This window comes from Marinobacter alkaliphilus (genome assembly GCF_055394375.1).
Genome location: NZ_AP043751.1, coordinates 4,034,360 through 4,058,160 on the forward strand (window position 1 = coordinate 4,034,360; position 23,801 = coordinate 4,058,160).

Genomic DNA, 23,801 nt, shown 5'->3' on the forward strand with positions numbered 1-23,801 from the left:
ATTCAACCGGCCTCCCCGAACACCCCACCACGAATCAGTGTGGCGACAACAAAGTGCTGCTGTTCAACCGGTGGTACTTTGTCCTTGATAATCCAGCCGTCCAGCAGTGAGTAAAAATCCACCTTCTGTTTCGGCTGCCGATAAGCTTTGCCCTGTGTGGTTACTGACCCGTAGGGTTCAACGGCAATGGGGCCAAGATCTTCTTCCGTGGGATACCAGGTATCGATTGTGCGCAGTGCGTTCCCCAGCTTCTGAGAGTGAATGCCGGCCACACCCCCAACGTCGTACAGGGTTTTGCTTTTGGTTGACTTCCCTTTATCAAGGATTAATTCCTGAGACGGGAATACTTCCTGCCCATTCCCAACCCGCACAAACGCAGTTATCTCAAGCAGCACGTGGCTTGAACCAACCAATCCTTCTGCGATTGTATTTGCCAAAGCATCCAGGTCATCCTTGGAAGACTGCGGCACATCGAATCCCCTGAGTGAGAAGTCGAGCGCATTGAACACCCACGTATTGGATGCGGAACCGTTCCTGATCTGTCGAACCTGAACCTCGATATTTTCAGATCCAATCCGATTCCGCCACAAAAACCGGCCATTCGCCAGATTGTAGGCGTACCGGGAAGCGAGCTCGGTGAACCCTTGGTCGGTGACATACCCGCCGACAACGGATTGCAGCTTTTCCCGGTACTCTGAATTATTACAGGCGGACGGCTGGCCCGTTCCTCCCAACACTCGCAATGTGAACCTCGTCATGAGCGTATCCGCATCGCTCGGCAACATGGCTACATCCACGGTTTGCAAGTTCGGGTTCTCAATCTGCGCATCCAGCTTTGCAGGATCCTGATCCTTGGTTTTTAGCCTGTTAGAAATCGTTCCGCGAACCGATTTCTCCCGCAGACCTATCGGAGCCCAATCGTCAGCCTTACTCCTGTCTTCCCAATTCCCACTGAAGAGCAGTGCATCGGAAGGGTCTAGCTTGCGCTCGAAAGCGAGGACAGATGCAGTTTTCAGAGTGTTATTGGTCATGTGGTTGTTCCTTTTGATTGATGGCGATTGTCTGGTAGTGGTCAGGCGCAGCGCCTGCGCCCACCGTAGGGATTACTGCACTGATAGATGCCGGAATCCGGGTCGGCATCGGATACCCAGAGCAGATCATCAATGGTTTTGAGTCGGTGTGGACTTACCCATTCACCAATGGAATAGAGAGTTTCTACAAACCGGAACGGTGTTGAGTTATCCCTCGCCCGGGCTACCTGTCCCGGAGGGTAGAGATCAGAAAGTGCGCCGTAGCCAACAGGGATAGGCACAATCCATCCCGGTGGCCGACGCACTTGCCAGTTCAAGTCCTTCCGTCCGCTCTCAGCCGATTCTTCCTCAACACCATCAGCGGTCTCCGGATAAACGTGTAACCTTGATAGATCGAGCCAGGCATCCAGAGCCGTCGCGTCCGGCTGTTCGCTTCGCATATCCTGGAGCCTTTTCTCCAGCAAATCCTGCCGGGACACCAAGGCAAATCCCGGCAATAATTGGCGGCGAATTTTACGGAATTGCTGCTGCCACTCATTTTCAGACTCGTCGATCCGGATAAGACTGGGCTGGTGCTGCCAGTTGGATCGCTTCATTCGCGGGATCACGGAGCCTCCGGCAACACGCATACCAGAAAGAATATGAGCGACATCGTCGGCAATGATTTTCAATTCCCCATTACCTTCCGCGAGCGCCGGGCCAGCCACACCAAACACCAGTGAAATTTCCAGGTGTGCCCTGCCCTCTTCCGCAATGGCGGACGTACTACCATCTTTGCCCACCGGATTACGTGTCAGGCGGAATGCCCGCGTGTACCCGCCTTCGGTCACTTGTGGTTCAAAGTGATGGCAGATAACACCAACCCTCTCCAGCATTAACTCCATGCTTTCGGGCAGCTTGCGGTCAAGTGCCTGCATCAGACCAACAAACGCCGTAATCGCCGGGAATCCCCAGGTCATAGGCGATGAGATAGCATTCGCGTTCTGGACCTTGATGCGCGGTATTATCAGGATTCCTTCTATCGTTGATTCCGCCGTCATGCTTCCAGCTCCATTTCCAGTTCATCAAAGGCAGCCATCCAACGCTTGTCGTCGCTAAGCCCCTTCATCCAGTCTCCATCCCGCTTGAGCTGGTCAGACCAATGTTTGTGCTCGGGATCACCAACCGGAAGAGTCCCGGCAAGTGCGTGGTTTAGCCAATTGGCAAAGCGGTGGCGAATGGTGCCGGGCCAATCACCCTTCATCCATTGCTGCCTGAATAGTTCATCCAACTCGGCCCGGCCAGGATCCAGCCAAAGCTGCTCAGCTTCCGGGAGACGACACTCTACAGATGCAGACCAGCCTGAAGGCAAGGTGCGCAGCTCCGCTGCAAACTGCAGGAGTTCGCCGCAGAGGTCATCAATCAACTCATCCCGAGTATTCCTTGTCTGCAAATTTTTGGCGGGATCAGCCGCCAGAAATTCAACCAACTGACGGAGTAGTCGTTTCGTTTCCGCACGATAGCCAAACAAGGGGAACACGGAATCCTTGTTAAGCGGCGGCTTTACATCGCGGGATTGCCACTGGGGTGGGAGCGAGGCTAAAAGATAGTTGTTGCCTCCCCGCTCGCTGTTCAACTGGCTGATATTCTGGGGCTTGGTGCCGCCCAGTTTCTGAACCGCCAGCTCCGGGTATTCATAGAAACCATGGTCAAACGGCTTTTTTTCCCGCCGGGCTTGCCGAGCTTCCTTCTGACGTTCTCCAAACCGGTCCCTATTAATACGCTGAAAGACTTCATGGGCAAGTGATGTGGCGTATATGGGGGACAGCAAGTGATAACCGTCGTCCGCACCAGGATCGTCCCCCACAAGGAAATACACTTGCTTCGCCTTTGTGTGGGAGCTCTCCGAAGAACCAGGTGAGGTAATGCCGGCGAAAGCCTCCACCCACTCCTCAGCCTGGGTGCGGTCATTCGACAAAGCTGCAATCAGGGATTCATCTCTTTCCAGCACCCTGTCCAAAAGCGACTTACCGGCAAATGTCAGCCTTAGAAATTTATAAACATCCAGAGCGGCAGCATTTCCAACCACATCTGCATTAAACGACTCACCCAGAGAACTGGTCCCTACAAGACCGCCTGCGTTGAGCTCGCCCGGCGGTCTATAGAGACTGGAGCCTTTCGCATCCGGGTGGGTGGCTTTGAGGGAATGGGTGACTAACTGAATCTGGGCCACACGGCGTGCAGCATCGGCGACCCAGCTTTCGAATCGGAACTGTTCATTCAATTCCTGACGTTTGGGGTCGTCTTCAGCAAGCTTTTCAACTTTGCCCTGCAGCCTTTCCTGGAGAAACTTCTCCACGACAGCTCTCAATTTTTCTGCTTCGTCAGACATATTTGACTCGCTCTGGTTTAGCTTCCTGTTTCATTCTTATCCAAGTATTCATCGCTGCTGGGAAAAACCCAGCACTGGGTGATACCGCCACCCCTGTTCGCTTTCCCTAAGGGTGACAACCCCAAATTTCCGTGCACAGGCCTCCAACTCCATATCGAGTTCCTCAGCCAATGCGACCAAGGCTTCCATGTAATCCGACTCTCCCCAAGGCTCAACGCCAGCCCCCAGCAGTGTCTCTACTGCAATTCTGTGATTCTTCTTTTCCATAGGAATCAAAAGATCGGGACCAGCCCGGCTACTGGTATCCACCTGATGCAACTCGTAATCCTCACCGCTTTCATCGGGCATCAACACCAATTCATTCTGAACGGTCGTATTTTCCCTGAACGGCTGATGCTGTGGGCAAACACCGGTTAAGGTTCCATGGGGGAGCGACCACCATGAATAGGCCCTGAACGGCGGAAGTGGCTTTGGCGCGTCGGCCTTCATTCTTTGCCGGCGCGTAGTTGGTTTGTTTGTGGATGCCACTTCCTCCGATGAAACCTCCACAGGCAGAAGCATCAGGTCGGCAAGCCGGGCATGCTCCAGGTCGATAAGACTATCGTGGGGTGCAAGAGGTGAGCGGGCCATTATGCGAGGACGGGCATCAATGGCGGCCACTTCATCACTTGTCAGCAATTCGGTCAGGTGGTGGGAATTAAGTAGCCACTTGCCTTCCGACTCGAACCCAGGGCGGCAAAACGCCGGATCCCCCGGACTTCTCAGGTGCTTAATATTCACATCGAAGACACGAATATTGGTGGCCTCCCACTTTTCAGTACGATGTCTGCGAACCCGCCCCGCAAGCTGAATCAATGACCGCATGGAAGAAGGCTCAACAATCGCCCAGTCGTAGTCATGATCCCGACCAACCTCAGTGACAGGGGAGCCCAACACGATAAAGATATGGTCGGGTTCATCCGACGAATCCAGGCGTGACCGGATGTCGGTAATATCGAACACCCGTTGCGGCTTTCTTCTATCCAGTACGTTGTCCAATTGCTGCTCAATGGATGATCGAATCAACAATGGGTGCTGGGAATGATAAACACAGAGATGGATGCGAGGCGCCTCTGGGGAATCGCTGTTAAAAATATTGATGGCAACGTCAATCAGGGGCTCTATATTGGCCATCCGGACCAGACCGAAACTGACCCTTTTCCCGGATTTCGGATCAGAGGAATGATTGGCTTCATGCAATGCCACGGCATGGCGGACCACGTCATCAGCCACCGACCGACAGATTGCCTTCAGATCTCTTCCGTCCGCACTCAAAGGGACCACCTCGCTACGGCGCCTGACAGCGGACTCACCCAATTTTCTATATCTACTCTTCACGAATGCGCCGTGGGCTTCACTGAAACTATTACGCTCCGCGCAGTCAGCATGATGCCGGTCGAATTCATCAAACCAAGCACAGCAGATATTCACGGGCTGTCCAGGGATACCCCGGTTTTTCTGGTACTGCAACCGCCCATCCCGATAAGCATCAAACAGGCCTTCGATCAGGGCCGGGGGCAGTGTGGCGGAGGACAGCAACACGCGCGAGCCCAGAAGGCCAGCCCAATGAACCAACCGGGTCAACGCTGGTAAGTCGTTCATGTCAAAGTCGTCTGGCTCATCCAGTACCAGATCGCTACTCATCAACCGGATCATGGGAGCTATCTGGTGGCCGCCCCTTAGGCTCTCTGTAGCAGGAATCAGATGATCGACGGTACAGGTGAGAATCGGAGCCGAGATAAGCGCTCTGACGTGATTGTCCTGGCCGGTTCGGCGCAGTACCGGATGGGCCTCGAAGTTGCCCTCAAAATGCACATAGGTGTCGTCGTCCAGCAGGGGCTGGGATGAAGCCGAACCGGTTTTCTCCGCCTCGCTCTGCTGATGCTCGAACAGAGTCCGGTTAGCGGTCCCTCCAACCCGAATAGCCAGATCGTCATCACCGAGTTTCATCAGGTCCCGATAGGCCTTACCCGTTTGCAGGGTCAGTGTTCTGAGGCCCAGTGCAATGGAAAACCGAGCGCCTCGTTGCGGATCCGCCAGGGCATACATGATACGGCCATTGGCGAGAGTCTTGCCGCAACCTGTTGAGGCCATGTTAACGCCGAAGAAGCCCTGGTCCACGCTGCGACTACGCAGCCCCTCGGCAAGGTCAAAGGCCTTGTCCTGCCAGCGAAAACGGGCATGGTCACTCCTTTTACGAAACCCCTTATGGCGCGCCAGGCTAGGCAGGCTATCGGTCAGGGATGGTAGTGACCGGCAAATGGCTCCTGCATGATGCTCCACACCCAGCAAATGTTCATCCAGCGGTTGATTAAGCTCCCCTGTTTTACGGTTGGTGTTAGCGTAAAGCCGGTAGTGAGGGTCGCCTGCCGTGCGCAGCTTCGGATCTGTCAGGCTGGAGTAATGATGGTCCGCCAGCATCAGCGACATTCGAGCCACATGCATCACGTAGGGATAATCCAGCCAATCGGTTTCCAGCATTCCTTGCCGGTTCATCATTCGTATTGCTACAGAGGAAGCGCGCTCACACCATTTCCCGGTACTGACCGGAAGCCCTTCTTTAAAATTCCAGTAGGGCTCAAGTTCGCTTGGTCGTGAATCACGAACAATCTCGTTCCAGCCCGGTCCGATTTTGCTCACCACATCACGCAACAGCCCAGAGCCAAAACCTGGAACCTTTTTTCCCAGCCGATCCTGCTCACCATCAGGCCTTTGACCAGGCAGAACTGGCAGGCGATGATGGGTAAGCACAAGCCAGCCCACTGCTTTTGCTAAAGGTGGCAATTGTTGGAATGGCTTTGACGTATCGTTGTCGAGACCATCCCGTTGCAGGTTCCGCAGCCAGGAATGCTTGTCATCATCTGATGGGTTTGCGAGTCGTTTCAGCCAACCAACATCGTCGTCACTGCCAACGAACGCCTGGAATAGCCTCAGCGACAGCCACTCGTGACGATAGCGATTCTTTTCCATAGGCTTGGTGCTGATTAAGCGCTGCTGGAAAGCCTGGCAGGCTTTACCCAGGTCGTGCAGCAATGCGGCCAGAGCCGTCAGCAGTCGAATTTCCTCGCCCGTGTGCCAATCGTTTTCATCCCCTGCCCGCAGGATGTTGCGGCTGGTACTGTTGGTCGGCACCACGCCCCGGGAGCTGAATTTTTTTGCGTCCCCTACTATCCAGATCAGCTCACTATGGTCTTTTCCCCGAATCCAGTGGCACGCGACCGCTGTATTTTTTCTCGCTTTCTTTCGCAGGAGACGGCGAAGGGTGTCTAATCCTGCTTGAGTAATCGGAGTTTGCCATGTCCGCTCACCCTTGCGCTCAGCAAATTGATCCAGAATTCGGCGAGTTTCCGGCAACGCATTGCCCGAACACTGCGAAACAAACAGCACATTCATGACTTGTCCGCCTTCGTGGTAACCGCCACGTCTTTAAGAGTGTCGATCATGAAATCCAGCGATTCAGAGCGAGACAAAGCCTCTATGCATGCCTGACGAAACTCCTGCTCCTCATCCCCTCTCATGGCAGAAACAAAGGCCTGTGGCAGGATAACAGCGTCTTTAACCAGATCGGCTGCATCGAAGACAAGTCCGCCCCTACGGGTTTTTCCGTGCAGAACGGCCAAGCCGTGGGGCAGCCCGAGAACCCAGGTTGCCGTTGCACCAAGGCCGTATGCTAGGTAATTGCCGTGATCCAGGAAGCGGTTTGCCGGGTCAACACTCCCTCCGCGTTTGGCCCGCACGAAGGATCCGTAATCGACTGCCTGGGAAGCCATCTTGAACAGTTTTTTGGTCAACCTGGCCTCTTCTGTGAGTAATGCGATGTTATCCGCCGCCTCAAATACTCCATCCTTTGCTGAGTCCAGTATTGGATCAAGCGTTTCCGGCTGTATGGAAAACCCACTTTCCGAAAGTAACCGGTTATTAATCCAGTGCGCTCTTATGCGGTTCAACCTAGCGATCTGGAATGCCTTGGCTGCTATCAATCTCAGTTCATCATCAAACCAGAAGCCTACCCACGCCTGAAGGTACTCGGTTGGTCTGTACTCACTTTGTGGGGAAAACCACGCCACCTCAATATCGACTTCGTTCGCAGAGAACAATGGTGTCCCGCCCCCACCGCAGAACCCAACAAGTACACCCGCTTTGGCCAGCTCCCGCATCGCAGCCTGGGTAATCGACGTTCCGGTTCCAAGTAACACTGAAGTGGTATTGGCAATCGGAATATTCCAGTAAAGAGACCTACGTCCTTCCTCGGTGACGAACTCCACACGCCCGCCGTTAACCAATACCCGGCAGTACTCCAGGTAGTAAAGGTTGGCTCTTTTTGATTGCAAGATCGTTTTTAAGTCGCTGGAAGTCAGGTCGTCCATTTAATAATCATCCGGTCGGGCTACTTGTTTACCAAACATAACAGCAGTACTGCCCCAACCACTGCACCACCGAAAAAAATCCTCAGTAGATCTCTGCCATTCTGCGAACCCTGGTCACCACTTCACGCCTGAGGCTTTCCGGCGCAACAACCTCAACATCCGGCCCATAGCGCAATATCTCCATAACCAACTCACGCTCATCAGAGTAGGGAACATGAAGGTGGTAGCTGCCACCCTGCCACTCACTTTTTTGTTCTTCATGCCAGATTTCTTCGGCCACCCAGCGGGCCGCATGCTCGGTAAACTTCAGGTGGGCGATTTGTGTTGCTGCACCCCCGAATATTCCGAACCCAGAGCCCGCAAAGGCGTCCAGGTCATCTTTCAATGCTTTTTTGGATGGATCAGCAGAAACGGAGGGGGCAGACATTCGGTCCAGTGAAAACAACCGGAGGGCATTTGCTTCGTCACAAATAGCCAGCAAATACCAATTAGAGCGGTAATGCACTAACCGCTGGGGGTGCACGGTTCGCAGCTTGTCTGTGCCCGTGCTTCTGGAGAGGTAATGGAAGGTCAGGCATTTGCCCGCAAGCGTTGCTTCGGCAACCGGATCAAAAATCTGGTGTTCCGCTGAGCGGGTCTGGATTGGTTGGATTCGAATGCGCTCGCTGATGGTCTCTGCATCATGGCCGGATTCACCCAACAAATCCCGGATTCTTGTCCTCAGCGGAGCCAGGCGATTAGTGATAAGCCCGGGCTGGACGTTCTCCAGGAGGTACTCGCAGGCTAGCAGGGCATACAGCTCTGCTGGATTCATCCAAAACCCTGGCAGCTCAAATACAGGCGCTTCCGGTTCATAGTGGTGGCCGTTCTCTTCCCGGCAGTATTCGATTGGAGCACCCAGGGAGTCTCGCAGGTACTCGAAGTCTCGGGTGATGGTATTCCGGCTGGCCTCCAGTTCTTCCATAAACCTGCGCATGGGAACTGGCTTTTTAGCACTGCGAAGTAATTCGTGGATTCGGTAAATGCGGTAAAAGCGACTCACTTGCTCTCCTTGCTGAACATCCCTCCTCAAGCAAGATTAGCTACATATCCATTCGGGTGCCACTTTAGGTTACAAACGCTCACCAACGCCCCTGCAACGTCGCCACAATCTTCCGGCTACCGGCGTTATCCCGGTGTTCACACACATAGATACCCTGCCAGGTACCCAGGGCCAGATGGCCGTGACTGATGGGCAGCGTCAGTGACGGGCCGATCATCACACTCTTGATGTGGGCCGGCATGTCGTCCGGGCCTTCCATGGTGTGCTCATAATGCGGAGCATTCTGGGGCACCATAACGTTGAAATGGCGCTCCAGATCGCCCCGGACATCGGGATCGGCATTCTCGTTGACCGCCAGGGACGCGGAGGTATGCTGGATGAACAGGTGCAGCAGCCCCACTTCGCAGTTGGTCAGTTCCGGCGCCTGGGCCAGAATTTCATTGGTGACCAGGTGAAAACCCCTGGGCAGCGGGGCCAGTTCGATCGTGTTCTGGTGCCAGATCATAGTACCAACTCCGGTTATTTTTGCAGTTCGTCCCAGGGGTGTACGGGCACTACCGCGTCTTCCGACACTTCGCTCTCGAAGGAGCTGCGGAAGTAGTCCATGGCTTTTTCAGCTTCGCCCAGCTCGTCGAAGCGGGCGATGTGATAGATGGCCTCGCCTTCGTTCACCAGTGGCAGGTTGTTTACACAGATCACAATGCCGGAACAGGGGGACGTGATCGCCACCTCCGATTCACCAAAGGGGTCCGCCACCATGGCCAGTTTCTGACCTTTACGCACCTTCTGGCCGAGGCTGGCCACGGGGCGCATGATGCCGTCCATATCTGCCCGCACCCACTGTGAGTTAGCCGCAGTTTCAGAGCGCTTTCTGGGCGCCCTCGGGCCTTTCTTGGCAGGCACCATTTCCAGTTCCCGCATCACCCGGATAATACCCTTCACACCGCTGGCGATAACCACATCATCAAAGCGCAAGGCCTCACCGCCTTCAAAGGTGATGACAGGAATATCCAGGGAATCGGCGTAGGCCCGCAGGCTGCCTTCCCGAAGACCTGCATTAATGATGATGGGGGCACCAAAGGCATCCGCCATTCGGGAGGTTTCCGGGTTCTTCAGCTCTGCGCGAATCTGCGGCAGGTTGAAGCGGTGAATGGCGCCGGTGTGCAGGTCGATAATGTGGGTGACCTTTTCCATAATTTGGGTGCGCAACAGGTAGGCAATGCGGCCGCCCAGCGAACCGGTTTCCGAGCCCGGGAAGCAACGATTCAAGTCCCGGCGGTCCGGCAGGTAACGGGTGCGCTGCACAAATCCGAAGATGTTAACGATAGGAACTGCCACCAGCGTGCCCCGCAGGTGCCGGAGCGCGCCGTTTTTTAACACCCGGCGGATGATTTCCACACCGTTGATTTCATCGCCATGAATCGCACCGCACACCATCAGCACCGGGCCGTCACGGCGGCCGTGCACCACTTCCACAGGAATGTGCAGCGGTGTATGGGTATAGAGTTTGGCCACCGGGACTTCCACAGTCTCACGGGTACCGGCTTTTACCTGTACGCCAGCGATTTCAAACGGTGCTCTTGCCATGCGCGCTTATCCCCTGCCCCGGGTTTTGGTTTTCCAGGGTTTGTAGTTCTTTTCTGTCCAGTTAATGATCATGCCGGCCACGTTCTTGCCGGTGGCATTCTCGATGCCTTCCAGGCCCGGCGAGGAGTTTACTTCCATCACCAGCGGGCCACGGCTGGAGCGCAGCAAGTCCACACCCGCCACGTTCAGGCCCATGGCCTTGGCGGCGGTAATAGCGGTGCGTCGCTCTTCCGGGGTAATGCGGACCAGCGAAGCGGTACCGCCCCGGTGCAGGTTGGAGCGGAACTCACCCTCGGCGCCCTGGCGTTTCATGGCGGCAATGACCTTGTCGCCAATCACAAAACAGCGAATGTCAGCGCCGCCGGCTTCCTTGATGAACTCCTGCACCAGGATGTCTGCCTTCAGGCCCATAAAGGCCTCAATCACACTCTCTGCCGCCTTGCGGGTTTCCGCCAGCACCACGCCGATGCCCTGAGTGCCTTGTAGCAGCTTGATCACCACCGGCGCGCCGCCCACCATCTTCAGCAGCTCCGGCACGTTGTCCGGTTTGTTGGCGAAACCGGTGACCGGCATGCCCACGCCCTTTCGGGCCAGCAGTTGCAGGGAACGCAATTTATCCCGGGAACGGGTAATGGCCACGGATTCGTTCAGCGGAAACACCCCCATCATCTCGAACTGGCGCAGCACGGCTGTGCCGTAGAAGGTGACCGAGGCACCAATCCGGGGAATCACCACGTCGAAGTCTTCCAGCACCTCTTCGTGATAATGGATCAACGGGTTCGCAGAGGTGATGTTCATGGAGCAATGCAGGGCATCGATCACCTTCACTTCGTGGCCACGGTTAATGCCTTCCTCCACCAGACGCCGGGTTGAGTACAGGTGACGGTTTCGCGACAGTACCGCAATTTTCATATTCAGGTCCTTAATGCCGGCTTACCGGCCAGGTAGGAAGCTTCAGGGTAGATCAGGGACCGGCCCGCCATGGCGGTACGGCCCAGCAACATCCGGAACCGCATGGAATCCCGGTTGGTCAGTGTCATTTCAATAGGCCAGCTCTGATCGCCCACCACCAGGGTGGTCTCAATCACCAGCCGCATTTCTTTGTGCCCTCCGGAATCCGATACCGTTCGCTCATCAAGCACTTTGGCATCGCATTCCACCACCTGGTGCAAATCGTTCTGAACGGGGTGTACCCAGAATTTCACCCGGCGTTCTCCGTTCTCCGTGTAGGGTTCGGTGCGAAAGGTGTGCAGGCACGATGTGCGCGCACCGGTATCCACTTTCGCCTTGATTCGGCCAATATCCAGATCCGGCAGGGCCACCCATTCCCGCCACCCCAGAGCGATCTTGTTATCCGCCTGGATGGGTTGAGTGCTCTTGATTGCTTCAGTTGTCTCGCTCGACATCCGGGGAGTCCTTATCTTTCTGTTGTTCCGGGCCCATCAGTTGCACACGGAAGGGCGCGGAATGGCTACCGGCGTATATGCTGGTATGGGGGAACGGAATCTCGATACCCTGCTGATCCAGTGTTTTCTTGATGGCCACCATCATGCCGCCACGGCCCTCGAAGAATTTGTCTTTGGGTACCCAGAAGGAAAATTGCAGATCCACGGAGGACGCGCCAAAGCCCGTTACCAGAACAAAAGGCTTGGGTTCTTCAAGGCATACCGCATTTTTCTCCGCCAGCTCCAGCAACAGATCACTGACACGCTCTACATCTTCCGCGTAGGCAATACCCACAGTCAGATCAATCCGGCGAATGGGAAAGCGGGAGCGGTTCACCAACCGGGTCTTGATCAGGGTTTCATTGGGGATTCGTACATACAGGTTGTCCGGTGTGCGCAGTTTCACACTCAGCAAGTCAATAGAAACGATTTCCCCGATAGTGGCATCCACCTCGATAAAGTCACCAATCTCGAAGGGTTTCTCAATGACCAGGAACAACCCGCTGATGATGTTGGAGGCTGAGGTTTGCGAGGCAAAACCGATGGCGACGGTCAGAATACCGGCGGCACCCAGGACAACCTCGAGAGAAAAACCAGCCTCGCGCAGCGCTGCCATGGCGAACAACATGAAGATTGCATAGAAGAACAACCGGCGAATCATCACCATGTGATGGCGAGACACCCGGCTCTCAACCATACGGCCAACGCTGCGGGCCACCAGTGAACCCAGAACGATACCCAGAGCCAGCAAGAATCCGGCGGACAACCACTGCCCCCAGGCAATCCCGTTGATCACCTGTGTTATGGTTGCCTGAATTGCTTCCAACACGTAACTGCTCCTGTAGCGGCTGTTAGCCAAACATATGGTCGAAGGCGCGAACCAGCCTTCGGCCCCGGGCAAGCTTTTCCCGGGCCGGAGCGATGGCTTCGCAAGGGCCAGCCTCAGCAACCACAGACGACGCTATCTGCAAGCTGGCAGAACTCATGTCCGTTTCGCATTCCACCGTGATACCGGGTGTCCACAGCTGCCCTTTCTCGTTGCGATACAGAGACAACAAGGGCGTAGGCATGCTGAAACGCTCCAGCAGGAGCGGTTTCTCCCGACTGTTGATAATGGTGACCGGAGTAACCGCCCGCCAGGGCCTTTTGGGTACCGCTTCCAGCGCTAATCGCCCGTATGTCGACGAGGCGTAACACAACTCGCCTTCACGGGTATTCCGGCCAAGCCAGGTCAGGGAAGGTGGCGCCAGCGGGATTTCCGCCAATTCCAACCGCTCTTCACCCACGCAGACTTTCATCCAGAGTGCGGTGCCCACATAGAGAACGCAACGGGCGCCGGGTGGAATTGTCAGGGGCTGAAAGGGACGAATCACCGTTGGCAGACTGGCCATGGCCGGATAAAAGTTCACCATACCTTTGTCACTGGCCCGAACGAAACGCTGAACCGCAATGTCGGCAGAGGGCAATGTATGGCCGATGGACTCAAGCCAGTGCTGGGGATCGGACTCGACGTCTATCTTCTGCTCCCGGATTTGCCATTCAAGGTCCAGCAAAGTCACCCATAACCGAGTGTGACCAAGCTGGTGCTGCTGTGTCTGGCCGGAAGCCAGTTGGTATGGGTGTGCCCAGACACCATCGCGCTGGCTTTCGGTAACGTCAGTCATGCCGAAGAAAAAACTCCTTTTGGGGTAACCGGCTAGTCTGCTTAACTATAATCCAATCCGGTAGTTACAGCGAATATACAAGCCAATGATTTATCGCCTGTAATTTCACCTATGCCACACACTCAAGGGTACGCATTCTGATGACAGAACTGGTCTGGTTCCGCAACGACCTCCGCCTGGCAGACAACGCCGCCCTGACTGCCGCCTGCGCCCGCAGCAAACCCGTGAAAGCCTGTTTCCTGATAACGCCACGGCAATGGCAGGAGCACGACTGGTCCGCTGCGCGGGTGCAATTCGTGCTTGAACACGCCAATGTCCTGGCCCGCCAGCTGGCCAAGCTGGGCATTACCCTGTCATTTCTTTACGCGGATACCTTTACTGAAAGCCTCGACAAGCTGGAAGCATTCTGCAAACAACACCAGATTGCAGGCCTGCACTTCAACGAAGAGTACGGCATTAATGAGCGGAGACGGGACAAGCAGGCCCATGACCGGCTGACCGCCCTCGGCATCCGGGTGGCCAAGTACCGGGATCAGACCGTGGCCCCGGTGGGCCAGATTCTGACCCAGCAAAACGAACCCTATTCCGTTTTCACCCCGTTTTCCCGCCGCTGGCGCAGCTGGATTGAGGAAACCCAGCCCACGCTGTACCCGGCACCATCGTCCATGGGGCCAGCAGTAGAACCCGAGCAAACCGATACCCTGCCGGCACCCTTCAACGATGCACCCGAGCCACTGGTGGCCACAGGCGAGGACGCTGCCCATAGTCAGCTCGAGGCATTCCTGGCCGAACGGGCGAAAGACTATAAAGACAACCGGGACCTCCCCGCAGAGGATGGCACCAGCCAGCTGTCGCCCTACCTGGCCAACGGGGTGCTTTCCGGCCGCCAATGCCTGATTGCCGCAAGGCAGACAGGTATCACGGGCGATGGCATCGAAACCTGGATTAACGAAATCGCCTGGCGTGATTTCTACATCAACATCCTCTACCACTACCCGAGAGTGAGCATGGGGCGGGCGTTCAAGGAAGAAACCGAGGCACTGGTGTGGAATCAGCCGGGGGACCACTTCGAAGCCTGGAAGGAAGGCCGCACCGGTATCCCGATTGTGGATGCCGCCATGCGTCAGCTGAAAGCGACGGGGTGGATGCATAACCGCCTGCGGATGATCACCGCCATGTTCCTGACCAAGAACCTGTTTATCGACTGGCGATTGGGCGAAGCCTGGTTTATGCAGAACCTGGTGGATGGGTTTCTGGCATCCAACAATGGCGGCTGGCAGTGGAGCGCTTCAACCGGTACCGATGCAGCACCTTATTTCCGGGTGTTTAATCCGGTAACTCAGAGTGAGAGGTTTGACCCGAAGGGAGAGTTTATTCGGGAATGGGTGCCTGAGCTGGCCAGACTGGATAACAAACGGATTCACGATCCTTCCAAGGGCGGAGTTATCCCGAAAGGCTACCCAAGACCGATCGTCGATCTGAAAGAGAGCCGGAAAGAGGCCATTGCGAGATTTCAGGCTTTGAAAGATTGAGACTTTGGAGTCTTGTTGCCGGTCAGGGTTGGGGACGGCCTTTCCAAAACACGCCGTGAATACGTCCCTGTAGGCTCCGCTCCGCCATCCATGGCTCCGCAGGGTTTTGGAAAGGCCGTCCCCAACCCTAACCTACCTTTGAGCTAGCCGGCACAAACCGGGCAATCGGGGTCCTTCGCCAGCTTCATTTCCCGCCATTCCATTTGCCAGGCGTCCAGGATTAGTAAACGGCCTACCAATGGCTTACCGACTTCAGAGATCACTTTGATGGCTTCCATAGCCTGGGCTGAGCCGATCATTCCCACCAGGGGAGCAATAACACCAGCCTCGGAACAGGTCAGATCCTCATTACCTTGCTCAGGATACAAACAGTGGTAGCAAGGGCTTTCAGGATGCCGGGGATCGTAAACAGACAACTGCCCTTCACCACGAATGGCAGCACCGGATACCAGCGGGACCTTGTTGGCGACCGAGGCCCGGTTCAACGCAAAACGGGTATTGAAGTTATCAGTACAGTCCAGCACCAGCGTGGATTCAGCAACCAGCTGTTTGAGGTCGTCGCCATCCACCCTCCGATTCACCGCACTAACGGTGATCTCCGGGTTGATCGCCCTTACCCGCTCGGCCAGGCGCTCCGCTTTTGAATCGCCAAGCCAGCTCTGTTCAAACGCAATCTGCCGTTGCAGGTTGGCCAGTTCGATCTGGTCATCATCCACCAACGTCAGGTGGCCAACGCCTGCGGCGCCCAGATACAAGGCTACCGGGCAACCTAAACCACCGGCGCCGATGACCAGTACATGGGCGGCCTTGAGTTTTTCCTGGCCGGCGATGTCGAACCGGGGCATCAGAATCTGGCGGCTGTATCGGAGCAGTTCTTCGTCGCTGAGCATGATCGGTCTCGCTACTGGTCGCTGGCCGGTTTCCGGGCCAGGGTCATTCGGTCATTTCCGCCGTAGTCTCGGCGGGTTTCTATGTTGCGCCATCCGGCTGCGGCAAACAAATGCCGAACAGCCTCACCCTGGTCGTAACCATGCTCCAGCAGCATCCAGCCATCGGGGTTCAGGTGTTTGAGGCCTTCGGCGACCAGCAACCGGATGTCATCCAGGCCATCATCGCCCGCCACCAACGCGGATGGTGGTTCAAAGCGCACGTCGCCTTCGTGCAGGTGACGGTCACTGGCGGGTATATAGGGAGGGTTGGAGATCAGCAGGTCAAAGCCACTTTCGGGGATCTGGTCGAACCAGTGGCTCTGCACTACGGTGATCGGCAGTTGCAGGGCGCGACTGTTTTCCCGGGCCAGTTCGACGGCCTCTTCAATACGATCGCTGGCCATAATCTGCCACTTAGCTTTCTCGCTGGCCAGCGCGAGCGCAATGGCGCCAGTACCGGTGCCCAGGTCCAGCACGCGGGCGTTTTCAGGCAGCGGTAGTTCCAACGCGGTTTCCACCAGGCACTCGGTGTCTGGCCGGGGAATCAGGGTGGAAGGGCTGACTTTCAGGGGCAAAGACCAGAATTCCTGCTGTCCCAGCAGGTAGGCGATGGGTAAGCCCTTGACTCGTTCAGCCACCAATTCACGAAACGCTTGCGCCTGATCAGGGGCTACTTCCCGCTCGGGCCAGGCCCGGAAGCTGGTGCGGCCCAGGCCGGTTACGTGGCTCAACAGTAATTCGGCGTCCAGTCGGGGAGAGTCGCCACCGATCCGTTCAATGGCGTTATTCAGAAGGGCTTCACAGGTCAGCGAGGACTCACTGCTCATTAGCCAGTTCTGCCAGCAATTCAGCCTGGTGTTCCTGTTGCAGGGGGACCACCACGGCGTCGAGATCGCCGGCAATCACCTCGTCCAGCTTGTACAGGGTGAGGTTGATGCGGTGGTCGGTTACCCGGCCCTGGGGGAAATTGTAGGTGCGAATACGTTCCGAGCGGTCGCCACTGCCCACCAAACTTTTGCGGGTTTCCGCCATGCTCTTCTGCTGTTTCTCCAGCTCGGCATTCTGCAGCCGGGACGCCAGCAGGCTCAGGGCCTTGGCGCGGTTCTTGTGCTGCGAACGTTCTTCCTGGCACTCCACCACTATGCCGGTGGGCAGGTGGGTAATGCGGATGGCAGAGTCGGTTTTGTTGACGTGCTGGCCACCAGCGCCGGAGGAGCGGAAGGTGTCTACCCGCAAATCAGCTTTGTTGATTTCGATGGCTTCGGATTCATCAGCCTCTGGAATCACCGCCACGGTACAGGCGGAGGTGTGAATGCGGCCCTGGGATTCGGTTTCCGGTACCCGCTGCACCCGGTGGGCTCCAGACTCAAACTTGAGCGTTCCGTAGACGCCATCTCCTGACACCCGGGCGATGACTTCTTTGTAGCCGCCGTGCTCACCCTCGTTCTCGCTCAGCACTTCCACCTGCCAACGGTGTTTTTCCGCATAACGGGAATACATGCGGAACAGGTCGCCGGCAAAAATCGCGGCTTCGTCACCGCCGGTACCGGCGCGCACTTCCAGGAACACATTCTTGGTGTCGTTCGGGTCTTTCGGCAGCATCAATCGCTGCAGTTCTTCATCAAGCTCTTCACTGCGCGCTTCGGCGGCGGCCAGTTCTTCTTCCGCCATGGCCCGCATGTCGGCATCGCCGTCTTTGGCCAGCTCCTTCGCTTCTGCGATATCCTCATGGGACTGGCGCCAAGCCTGGAAACACTTCACCACCGGTTCAATCTCGGCAAACTCCCGGGACAACTCCCGGAACTTGTCCTGGTTGGCAATCACCGAGGCGTCGCTCAGCAACGCGTTGACCTCCTCGAACCGTTCAACAAGCTGTTCGAGGCGGGACTGGATCGAAGGCTTCATAGTTTTTCCGTGGTGGTGGGCTCGTCAGCTTCCAGGGCATCAAGCTGATACAGCTCCCGCAGGCATTCGGTCACTTCGGTGCGACCCTCGGCCATGGCCTTACGTACCTGAACAGAGGGCTGGTGAAGCAGTTTGTTGGTGAGGCCCCGCGCCAGGCTACGCAAAACCGTCTCTGGGTCCACGCCGTTGCGCAGGGCTCGCAGCGCTTTTTCAGATTCGATATCCCGCAGCAGTTCGGCTCGCTGGCGGAACACTTTCAGGGTAGAAACCGCGTCCAGGGCCCGGAGCTGGTCCAGGAATTCCTGCACGCCACTGCTGATCAGGTTCTCAGCTTCGCGGGCGGCGCCTTCACGGGAGCGGATGTTTTCTTCAATCACCTGCCGCAGGTCGTCGACGGTATAAAGGTAGACATCTGCCAGCGACCCCACCTCCGGCTCAATATCCCGTGGCACGGCAATGTCGACCATGAAGAACGGACGGTGTTTGCGCTTCTTCAGCGCGCGCTCCACCGCTCCCTTGCCAAGTATTGGCAACGGGCTGGCCGTAGAGGAAATGATGATGTCGACGTCCGCCAGGTGATCGGGAATTTCCGACAGAACAATGCCCTTGCCACCGTGCAGTTCGGCCAGCGCCTGGGCACGTTCCAGGGTGCGATTGGCCACCAGGAAGTCTTTCACGCCGGCATCGGCCAGGTGGCGGGAGACCAGTTCAATCGTTTTGCCCGCGCCAATCAACAACGCCTTGTTGCGGGACATATCGGCAAAGATATGATGCGCCATGCTGACAGAGGCATAGGCCACTGACACAGGGTTTTCCCCGATGGCTGTCTGGGTTCGAACCCGCTTGGCTACCGAGAACGTCTGCTCAAACAGGCGGGACAGGAAAGAGCCGGTGGCACCGTGCTCGCGGGCCAGGGAGTAGGCATCCTTTAACTGCCCGAAGATCTGCGGTTCGCCCAGCACCATGGAATCCAGCCCCGCCGCTACGCGCATCATATGGCGAACGGCCTCGGAATCCCGGTGAACGTAGAGCACTTCTTCCAGGTCGGCCACATCCAGCTCGTGAAAACCGGCCAACCAGCGCAGCACCGTGGGCGCGCAGTCGTCGTCCCCAGCCAGATAAAGCTCCGTGCGGTTGCAGGTAGACAGAATAGCCGCTTCGCTGGCACCGGACGCCGCCCGGAGTTCCGAGAAGGCTTCCGCCATCCGCTCCGGGGTAAAAGCCACACGTTCGCGGATCTCCACGGGTGCGGTTCGGTGATTGATTCCCAGTGTCAGCAATGCCATTTCGAGGTTAAAAAACCTTATGCCAGTCGTGGATCATATTGTGCCATTCTACCGGTGAGGGCCACCGCCTGCCACCCGAAAACACGCCGCCTTCGGGAACTGCGGACAGGTTGGGCAAGTTATAATGCTTATGCCATTATAGAGGCTCGGCCACGGCCTAAACCCGATCTGCCTCAATTCTACGGCAGAACAGAACATACTCTGACGTACTGCCGACAGCACACGGGAAGTTGCATGCAAAAATCCGCACCGTATCTGGTTACCAGCCTGCTGGCCTTCACCATTGCCGCCCTGCCCGGCTGCGCCAGCTTTTCCGAAACAACAGAACCAAAGGCTGATGAACCTACTCCCATAGTGGTCACCCCGACGCCACAGGAAGAGATTCGTTATGCGGATTTCGAGCCGGAAGTGCTTTACCAACTCCTGGCGGCGGAGATTGCCGCCCAGCGAGGGCGCTACGACGTAACCCTGGTCAACTACCTGCAGGCAGCCAAAACCTCAAAGGACCGCGGCGTCATCACCCGTGCCATGCGCATTGCCCAGTCCCTGAATGCCGATAACGCGCAGCAGCAACTGGCAGACCTATGGCTACAACTGGAGCCCGACAACCTGCTGGCACACCGGGTTTCCGCGATTCAGGCGGTCAAACGCCAGGATCTTGAAACCGCGCTGGTCCATATGGAACGCATTATGGAGCAGGGAGAGGACGCGGACTTTGACAGCCTGGCGGCGATGTCTGCCAACCTGCCACCGGCCCAGCAACGGGAGTTGCTGCAGCTCTACGAGCGACTGGCTGAACGGCATCCGGACAATCCCGAGCTTGAGTACAGCATTGCCCTGCTCCTGAAAATCACCGGCGCCCCGGAGCAGGCCCTGGAGCGCATTGAGCGGCTCACCAACCAGCAACCCAACTTCCAGCCCGCCATCGCACTCAAAGGCGACCTGCTGTACCAGACCGGTCAAACAAGAGAAGCCCTGACTTACCTGACCACAAACACCCGGCGATTCCCGTCCAACCGGCAACTGGGCACGCTTTACGGCCGCATCCTGATTAACGAGGGAGAACTTCAGGCTGCCCAGGACGAGTTCGAGCGACTGGTCAAACGCTATCCCCAGACCCCGGGGCTGCGGCTGTCATTCGCTCTGGTTGCCCTGGAAAATCGTCAGCCGGAGCTGGCCAGAGAGGAGCTTACGGAACTGATCGAACAGGGCCACCACACCGATGAAGCCAGCTACTACCTTGGCCGCATAGAGGAAGATGCGGGCAACATCACCCACGCCATCGGTTACTACATGAGCGTAGAAGGCGGAAACTACTTCTTCCCCGCCCTCGCCCGGGCAAGTGAACTGCAAGCCGAGACAGGGGATCTGGAAAGCGCACTTGCCAAGATTGACACACTGAGGGAGTCAAACCCGGGACAGGCTGAAAATTTCTGGCTCCTTGAAGTCAACCTGCTGCTCGACCAGCAGCGCGAACAAGACGCCATGGCAGCCGCCAACCATGCCCTTGAGGCCTTTCCTGAAAACATTCAAATCCGTTATGCCCGCGCCATGCTGCACGACTCTCTCGGCAACACCGAACTGGCGGAAGAGGACCTCAGGGCCATCTTATCGAATCAACCAGACAACGCGGTGGCGCTGAATGCGCTCGGGTATATCCTGACCATTCGTACCGAGCGCCTGGATGAAGCCCGCAGTTACATCGAACAGGCACTGGCCCTGGACCCGAATAATCCCGCCATTCTCGACAGCATGGGCTGGGTACTGTTTCGCCAGGGCGACACCGAAGCCGCCCTCGAATACCTGGCCGACGCCTGGGCCGCCTACCCGGACCCGGAAGTAGCCGCCCATTACGGCGAAGCCCTCTGGATCAGCGGAAATGAAGAACAGGCCCGCGTTATCTGGGAGGAAGGCCTGGAACAGGATCCGGACCACGACATTCTGATTGAAACCATCCAACGCCTGACCGGCAACGGAAACTCCTGATGTTGAAGAATTTATTCGCCGCCCTGCTGGTACTGAGCCTGCTGGGCGGCTGTACCACCATTCAGCTGGAACCACTCCCGGAAGGCATGACCGACCAACCCCCAGCCAACTGGGCTGAACAGTCCCGCACACTGGGTCAATTCCAGCACTGGCAGCTTTCCGGGAAACTTGCGGTGCGCCAACCATCGGACAGCGGCACCGCAGTGATTAATCACTGGGAACAGCAAGGCGAGCAATACGACCTGGCGCTATCGTCGTCCTTTCTCGGAATGGGTAGCACCAGCCTGCGCGGAACACCGGGATTTCTCGAACTGCAACTGGCTAACGGCGACACCTACCAGTCAACGAACCCGGAACAGCTCGTACAGGCCGCAACTGGCTGGCAGCTGCCCATCGACAACCTGGCCTGGTGGATTCGTGGCCTGCCGGCACCAGACGGCAATTTCCGGTTATTGTTCGATGACCAGCAACGGCTAGCCATCATTCGCCAGGACGGCTGGGAAATCCGCTACGATCGCTGGCAGGCGTTCATTGATGACCTGCCTCAGCTCCCCGCCCGAATCACCGCCCTGAAGGACGACAAGCGCGTTCGAGTGGTAATCAGCGACTGGCAGAGAAAGGACTGAGCACGTGAGTAGCAGCATTACCCTGCCTTCGCCGGCCAAGCTCAACCTGTTCCTGCACATCGTGGGCAGACGACCCGATGGCTATCACGAACTGCAAACCCTGTTTCAGTTTCTCGATTACGGCGACGAGATCACCTTCACCCTGACCCCGGGGGATGCCCGCATACGCCTTGAGGAACCGGTTCCCGGGGTACCTGACAACGACAACCTCATTATTCGCGCAGCCCGTGCCCTGGCCGAACGCGCCAGCCATGCATTGCCCGGCGTGACGATCCGCATTCAAAAACGACTTCCCATGGGCGGCGGCCTCGGGGGCGGCAGCTCTAACGCCGCGACCACCCTGGTGGCACTTAACCACCTATGGGAACTGCATCTTGATGAAGACGAGCTTGCCGAGCTGGGCCTGGATCTGGGCGCCGATGTGCCGGTGTTCGTTCGCGGCCGCTCCGCCATTGGCGAAGGGGTGGGCGAAAAGCTCACGCCCGCCAATCCGCCGGAAGACTGGTTTGTGGTCCTCAAGCCTGACTGCGAAATAAACACCGGGAAGATTTTTTCGGAAGAAGGGTTGACAAGGGACACCCCAAAAATGAAAATAGCGCCCGCTTTTGAGGGAGACGCCTCGAGGTACCGAAACGACTGTGAGGATGTAGTTCGAAAACTGTATCCTGAGGTTAACAAGAGCCTGGAATGGCTTTCACAATTCGGACCTGCAAGATTAACCGGAACCGGGGCTTGCATTTTTGGACGTTTCCCGACAGAATCCGCAGCCCGGATTATCTGGGAAAGCAAACCCTCCGGCATCACGGGGTTCGTAGCTAAAGGGGTGAACCATTCACCTCTGCACAAAAAGCTGACAGAGCTGAAATGATGCCAAGAAAGCACGATGATATTGGGGTGTCGCCAAGTGGTAAGGCAACGGGTTTTGATCCCGTCATGCGCAGGTTCGAATCCTGCCACCCCAGCCACCTTTCTCCCGCTTCTTCTGAATCAAACGCCGATACTGAGAAGGATGCTGTCGTGTCCAAATTGATGATCTTCGCTGGCAATGCCAACCCTGAACTGGCGCGCGATATTGCCAGGAAACTGCATATTCCCATGGGCCAGGCCACCGTTGGCCGTTTCAGCGATGGTGAGACCACCGTTGAGATCAATGAAAATGTTCGTGGTCACGACGTTTTCATTATCCAGCCCACCTGCTACCCCACCAACGACAACCTGATGGAACTGATCGTGATGGCCGACGCCCTGCGCCGCGCTTCCGCCACACGGATCACCGCCGTTATCCCTTACTACGGATACGCCCGCCAGGATCGTCGCGTTCGCTCTACCCGGGTAGCCATCAGCGCCAAAGTGGTTGCTGACATGATTTCCAGCATCGGCGTCGACCGTGTGCTGACCGTCGACCTCCACGCTGACCAGATTCAGGGCTTCTTCGACATCCCGGTGGACAACATCTACGCCACCCCGGTGCTGCTTGAAGACATCGAAAAGCAGCGGTTCGAAAACTTTGTCGTGGTATCTCCGGATGTAGGCGGTGTTGTACGTGCCCGCGCCGTTGCCAAGCGTCTGGATGATGCCGACCTGGCCATCATCGACAAACGCCGCCCGAAGGCCAACGTTTCCCAGGTAATGCACATCATCGGTGACGTCAAAGACAAAACCTGCATTCTGGTTGACGACATCGTCGATACCGCCGGCACCCTGTGCAAGGCAGCCAACGCCCTGAAAGAGCACGGCGCCTCCCGCGTAGTCGCCTATATTACCCACCCGGTGCTGTCCGGCCCGGCTGTCGAGAACATCAACAACTCGGAGCTGGACGAACTGGTGGTGTGCGACACCATCCCGCTGGGTGACAAAGCCAAAAATTGTGATAGAATCCGCCCCCTCAGCATGGCTGGGCTGCTCGCCGAATCCATTCGCCGCGTGAGCAACGAAGAGTCCATCAGTGCCATGTTCGAGAACGTCTGAACAGCCTTATCGCTGTAACCCTC

Annotated in this window: 21 protein-coding genes and 1 tRNA gene; 6 read left to right on the forward strand and 16 right to left on the reverse strand. The window is 56.9% G+C overall.

The genetic code is table 11. From position 1 onward, the window contains the following. Window positions 1-2: 2 nt before the first annotated feature. From csy3 to ACZ5Q2_RS18560, 12 genes are all read right to left on the reverse strand, one after another. Window positions 3-1,031: a type I-F CRISPR-associated protein Csy3 gene (csy3, locus tag ACZ5Q2_RS18505; protein WP_061333310.1), complete on the reverse strand. Its 1,029-nt coding sequence runs from the start codon at window positions 1,029-1,031 to the stop codon at window positions 3-5. A 41-nt stretch (window positions 1,032-1,072) separates the two neighbouring features. Further along, complete coding sequence (gene csy2 / locus ACZ5Q2_RS18510; RefSeq protein ID WP_061333309.1) at window positions 1,073-2,071, reverse strand: type I-F CRISPR-associated protein Csy2; 999 nt, start codon at window positions 2,069-2,071, stop codon at window positions 1,073-1,075. Beyond that, window positions 2,068-3,402, reverse strand: coding sequence for a type I-F CRISPR-associated protein Csy1 (csy1, locus tag ACZ5Q2_RS18515; RefSeq protein WP_432210585.1), 1,335 nt, complete (start codon window positions 3,400-3,402; stop codon window positions 2,068-2,070). Before csy1 ends, csy2 begins: the two co-directional genes overlap by 4 nt. A gap of 48 nt (window positions 3,403-3,450) precedes the next feature. After that, complete coding sequence (gene cas3f, locus ACZ5Q2_RS18520; protein ID WP_432210584.1) at window positions 3,451-6,834, reverse strand: type I-F CRISPR-associated helicase Cas3f; 3,384 nt, start codon at window positions 6,832-6,834, stop codon at window positions 3,451-3,453. Then, entirely contained in the window at window positions 6,831-7,808 is a 978-nt protein-coding gene (gene cas1f / locus ACZ5Q2_RS18525) for a type I-F CRISPR-associated endonuclease Cas1f (RefSeq protein ID WP_061333306.1), read from the reverse strand. The genes cas3f and cas1f overlap by 4 nt, the downstream gene beginning before the upstream one ends. Window positions 7,809-7,890: 82 nt before the next feature. Continuing rightward, entirely contained in the window at window positions 7,891-8,850 is a 960-nt protein-coding gene (locus ACZ5Q2_RS18530) for a helix-turn-helix transcriptional regulator (protein WP_061333305.1), read from the reverse strand. Between the two features lie 79 nt (window positions 8,851-8,929). Further along, window positions 8,930-9,355 (reverse strand): secondary thiamine-phosphate synthase enzyme YjbQ, encoded by a 426-nt coding sequence (locus tag ACZ5Q2_RS18535; protein ID WP_058091873.1) that lies wholly within the window; start codon window positions 9,353-9,355, stop codon window positions 8,930-8,932. 14 nt (window positions 9,356-9,369) lie between these two features. After that, window positions 9,370-10,437, reverse strand: coding sequence for a succinylglutamate desuccinylase/aspartoacylase family protein (locus ACZ5Q2_RS18540; RefSeq protein ID WP_061333304.1), 1,068 nt, complete (start codon window positions 10,435-10,437; stop codon window positions 9,370-9,372). 6 nt (window positions 10,438-10,443) lie between these two features. Beyond that, window positions 10,444-11,349 carry a 30S ribosomal protein S6--L-glutamate ligase gene (rimK, locus tag ACZ5Q2_RS18545; RefSeq protein ID WP_058091875.1) on the reverse strand — a complete coding sequence of 302 codons (906 nt, stop codon included), beginning with the start codon at window positions 11,347-11,349 and terminating at the stop codon, window positions 10,444-10,446. 2 nt (window positions 11,350-11,351) lie between these two features. Continuing rightward, window positions 11,352-11,843, reverse strand: a complete 492-nt coding sequence (locus ACZ5Q2_RS18550; RefSeq protein WP_061333303.1) for an ATP-dependent zinc protease family protein — start codon at window positions 11,841-11,843, stop codon at window positions 11,352-11,354. Then, on the reverse strand, window positions 11,824-12,711 hold the full coding sequence (locus ACZ5Q2_RS18555) for a mechanosensitive ion channel family protein (RefSeq protein ID WP_061333302.1): 888 nt from the start codon (window positions 12,709-12,711) through the stop codon (window positions 11,824-11,826). The genes ACZ5Q2_RS18550 and ACZ5Q2_RS18555 overlap by 20 nt, the downstream gene beginning before the upstream one ends. Before the next feature lie 22 nt (window positions 12,712-12,733). After that, window positions 12,734-13,546, reverse strand: a complete 813-nt coding sequence (locus tag ACZ5Q2_RS18560; protein WP_061333301.1) for a hypothetical protein — start codon at window positions 13,544-13,546, stop codon at window positions 12,734-12,736. Window positions 13,547-13,686: 140 nt separating this feature from the next. Between ACZ5Q2_RS18560 and phrB the strand changes: the two genes are divergently transcribed. Further along, the gene (gene phrB, locus ACZ5Q2_RS18565) at window positions 13,687-15,078 is read left to right on the forward strand and encodes a deoxyribodipyrimidine photo-lyase (RefSeq protein WP_061333300.1); all 1,392 of its coding nucleotides are present in this window, start codon (window positions 13,687-13,689) and stop codon (window positions 15,076-15,078) included. Window positions 15,079-15,221: 143 nt separating this feature from the next. On the opposite strand, the gene ACZ5Q2_RS18570 is transcribed toward phrB, so the two are convergent. Genes ACZ5Q2_RS18570 through hemA form a run of 4 tightly spaced genes read right to left on the reverse strand, consistent with a single transcriptional unit; the run spans window position 15,222 to window position 19,198 of the window. Continuing rightward, window positions 15,222-15,968 (reverse strand): HesA/MoeB/ThiF family protein, encoded by a 747-nt coding sequence (locus tag ACZ5Q2_RS18570; RefSeq protein ID WP_061333299.1) that lies wholly within the window; start codon window positions 15,966-15,968, stop codon window positions 15,222-15,224. 11 nt (window positions 15,969-15,979) lie between these two features. Then, window positions 15,980-16,834 carry a peptide chain release factor N(5)-glutamine methyltransferase gene (gene prmC, locus ACZ5Q2_RS18575; RefSeq protein WP_432210583.1) on the reverse strand — a complete coding sequence of 285 codons (855 nt, stop codon included), beginning with the start codon at window positions 16,832-16,834 and terminating at the stop codon, window positions 15,980-15,982. Then, entirely contained in the window at window positions 16,824-17,912 is a 1,089-nt protein-coding gene (gene prfA / locus ACZ5Q2_RS18580; RefSeq protein ID WP_432210582.1) for a peptide chain release factor 1, read from the reverse strand. Before prfA ends, prmC begins: the two co-directional genes overlap by 11 nt. Then, on the reverse strand, window positions 17,909-19,198 hold the full coding sequence (gene hemA, locus ACZ5Q2_RS18585; protein WP_354444390.1) for a glutamyl-tRNA reductase: 1,290 nt from the start codon (window positions 19,196-19,198) through the stop codon (window positions 17,909-17,911). The genes prfA and hemA overlap by 4 nt, the downstream gene beginning before the upstream one ends. 234 nt (window positions 19,199-19,432) lie before the next feature. On the opposite strand from hemA, the gene ACZ5Q2_RS18590 reads away from it, so the two are divergent. The 5 genes from ACZ5Q2_RS18590 (at window position 19,433) to ACZ5Q2_RS18610 (ending at window position 23,778) form a co-directional block, all read left to right on the forward strand. Beyond that, a complete protein-coding gene (locus tag ACZ5Q2_RS18590; protein ID WP_432210581.1) occupies window positions 19,433-21,184 on the forward strand; it encodes a tetratricopeptide repeat protein in 1,752 nt (583 codons plus the stop codon). Next, window positions 21,184-21,810, forward strand: a complete 627-nt coding sequence (gene lolB, locus ACZ5Q2_RS18595) for a lipoprotein insertase outer membrane protein LolB (protein WP_432210580.1) — start codon at window positions 21,184-21,186, stop codon at window positions 21,808-21,810. Before ACZ5Q2_RS18590 ends, lolB begins: the two co-directional genes overlap by 1 nt. A gap of 4 nt (window positions 21,811-21,814) precedes the next feature. Further along, window positions 21,815-22,678 (forward strand): 4-(cytidine 5'-diphospho)-2-C-methyl-D-erythritol kinase, encoded by an 864-nt coding sequence (gene ispE / locus ACZ5Q2_RS18600; RefSeq protein ID WP_286254072.1) that lies wholly within the window; start codon window positions 21,815-21,817, stop codon window positions 22,676-22,678. Window positions 22,679-22,700: 22 nt separating this feature from the next. Continuing rightward, a tRNA-Gln gene (locus ACZ5Q2_RS18605) sits at window positions 22,701-22,775 on the forward strand. 52 nt (window positions 22,776-22,827) lie between these two features. After that, window positions 22,828-23,778: a ribose-phosphate diphosphokinase gene (locus ACZ5Q2_RS18610; protein WP_432210579.1), complete on the forward strand. Its 951-nt coding sequence runs from the start codon at window positions 22,828-22,830 to the stop codon at window positions 23,776-23,778. Window positions 23,779-23,801 lie beyond the last annotated feature (23 nt).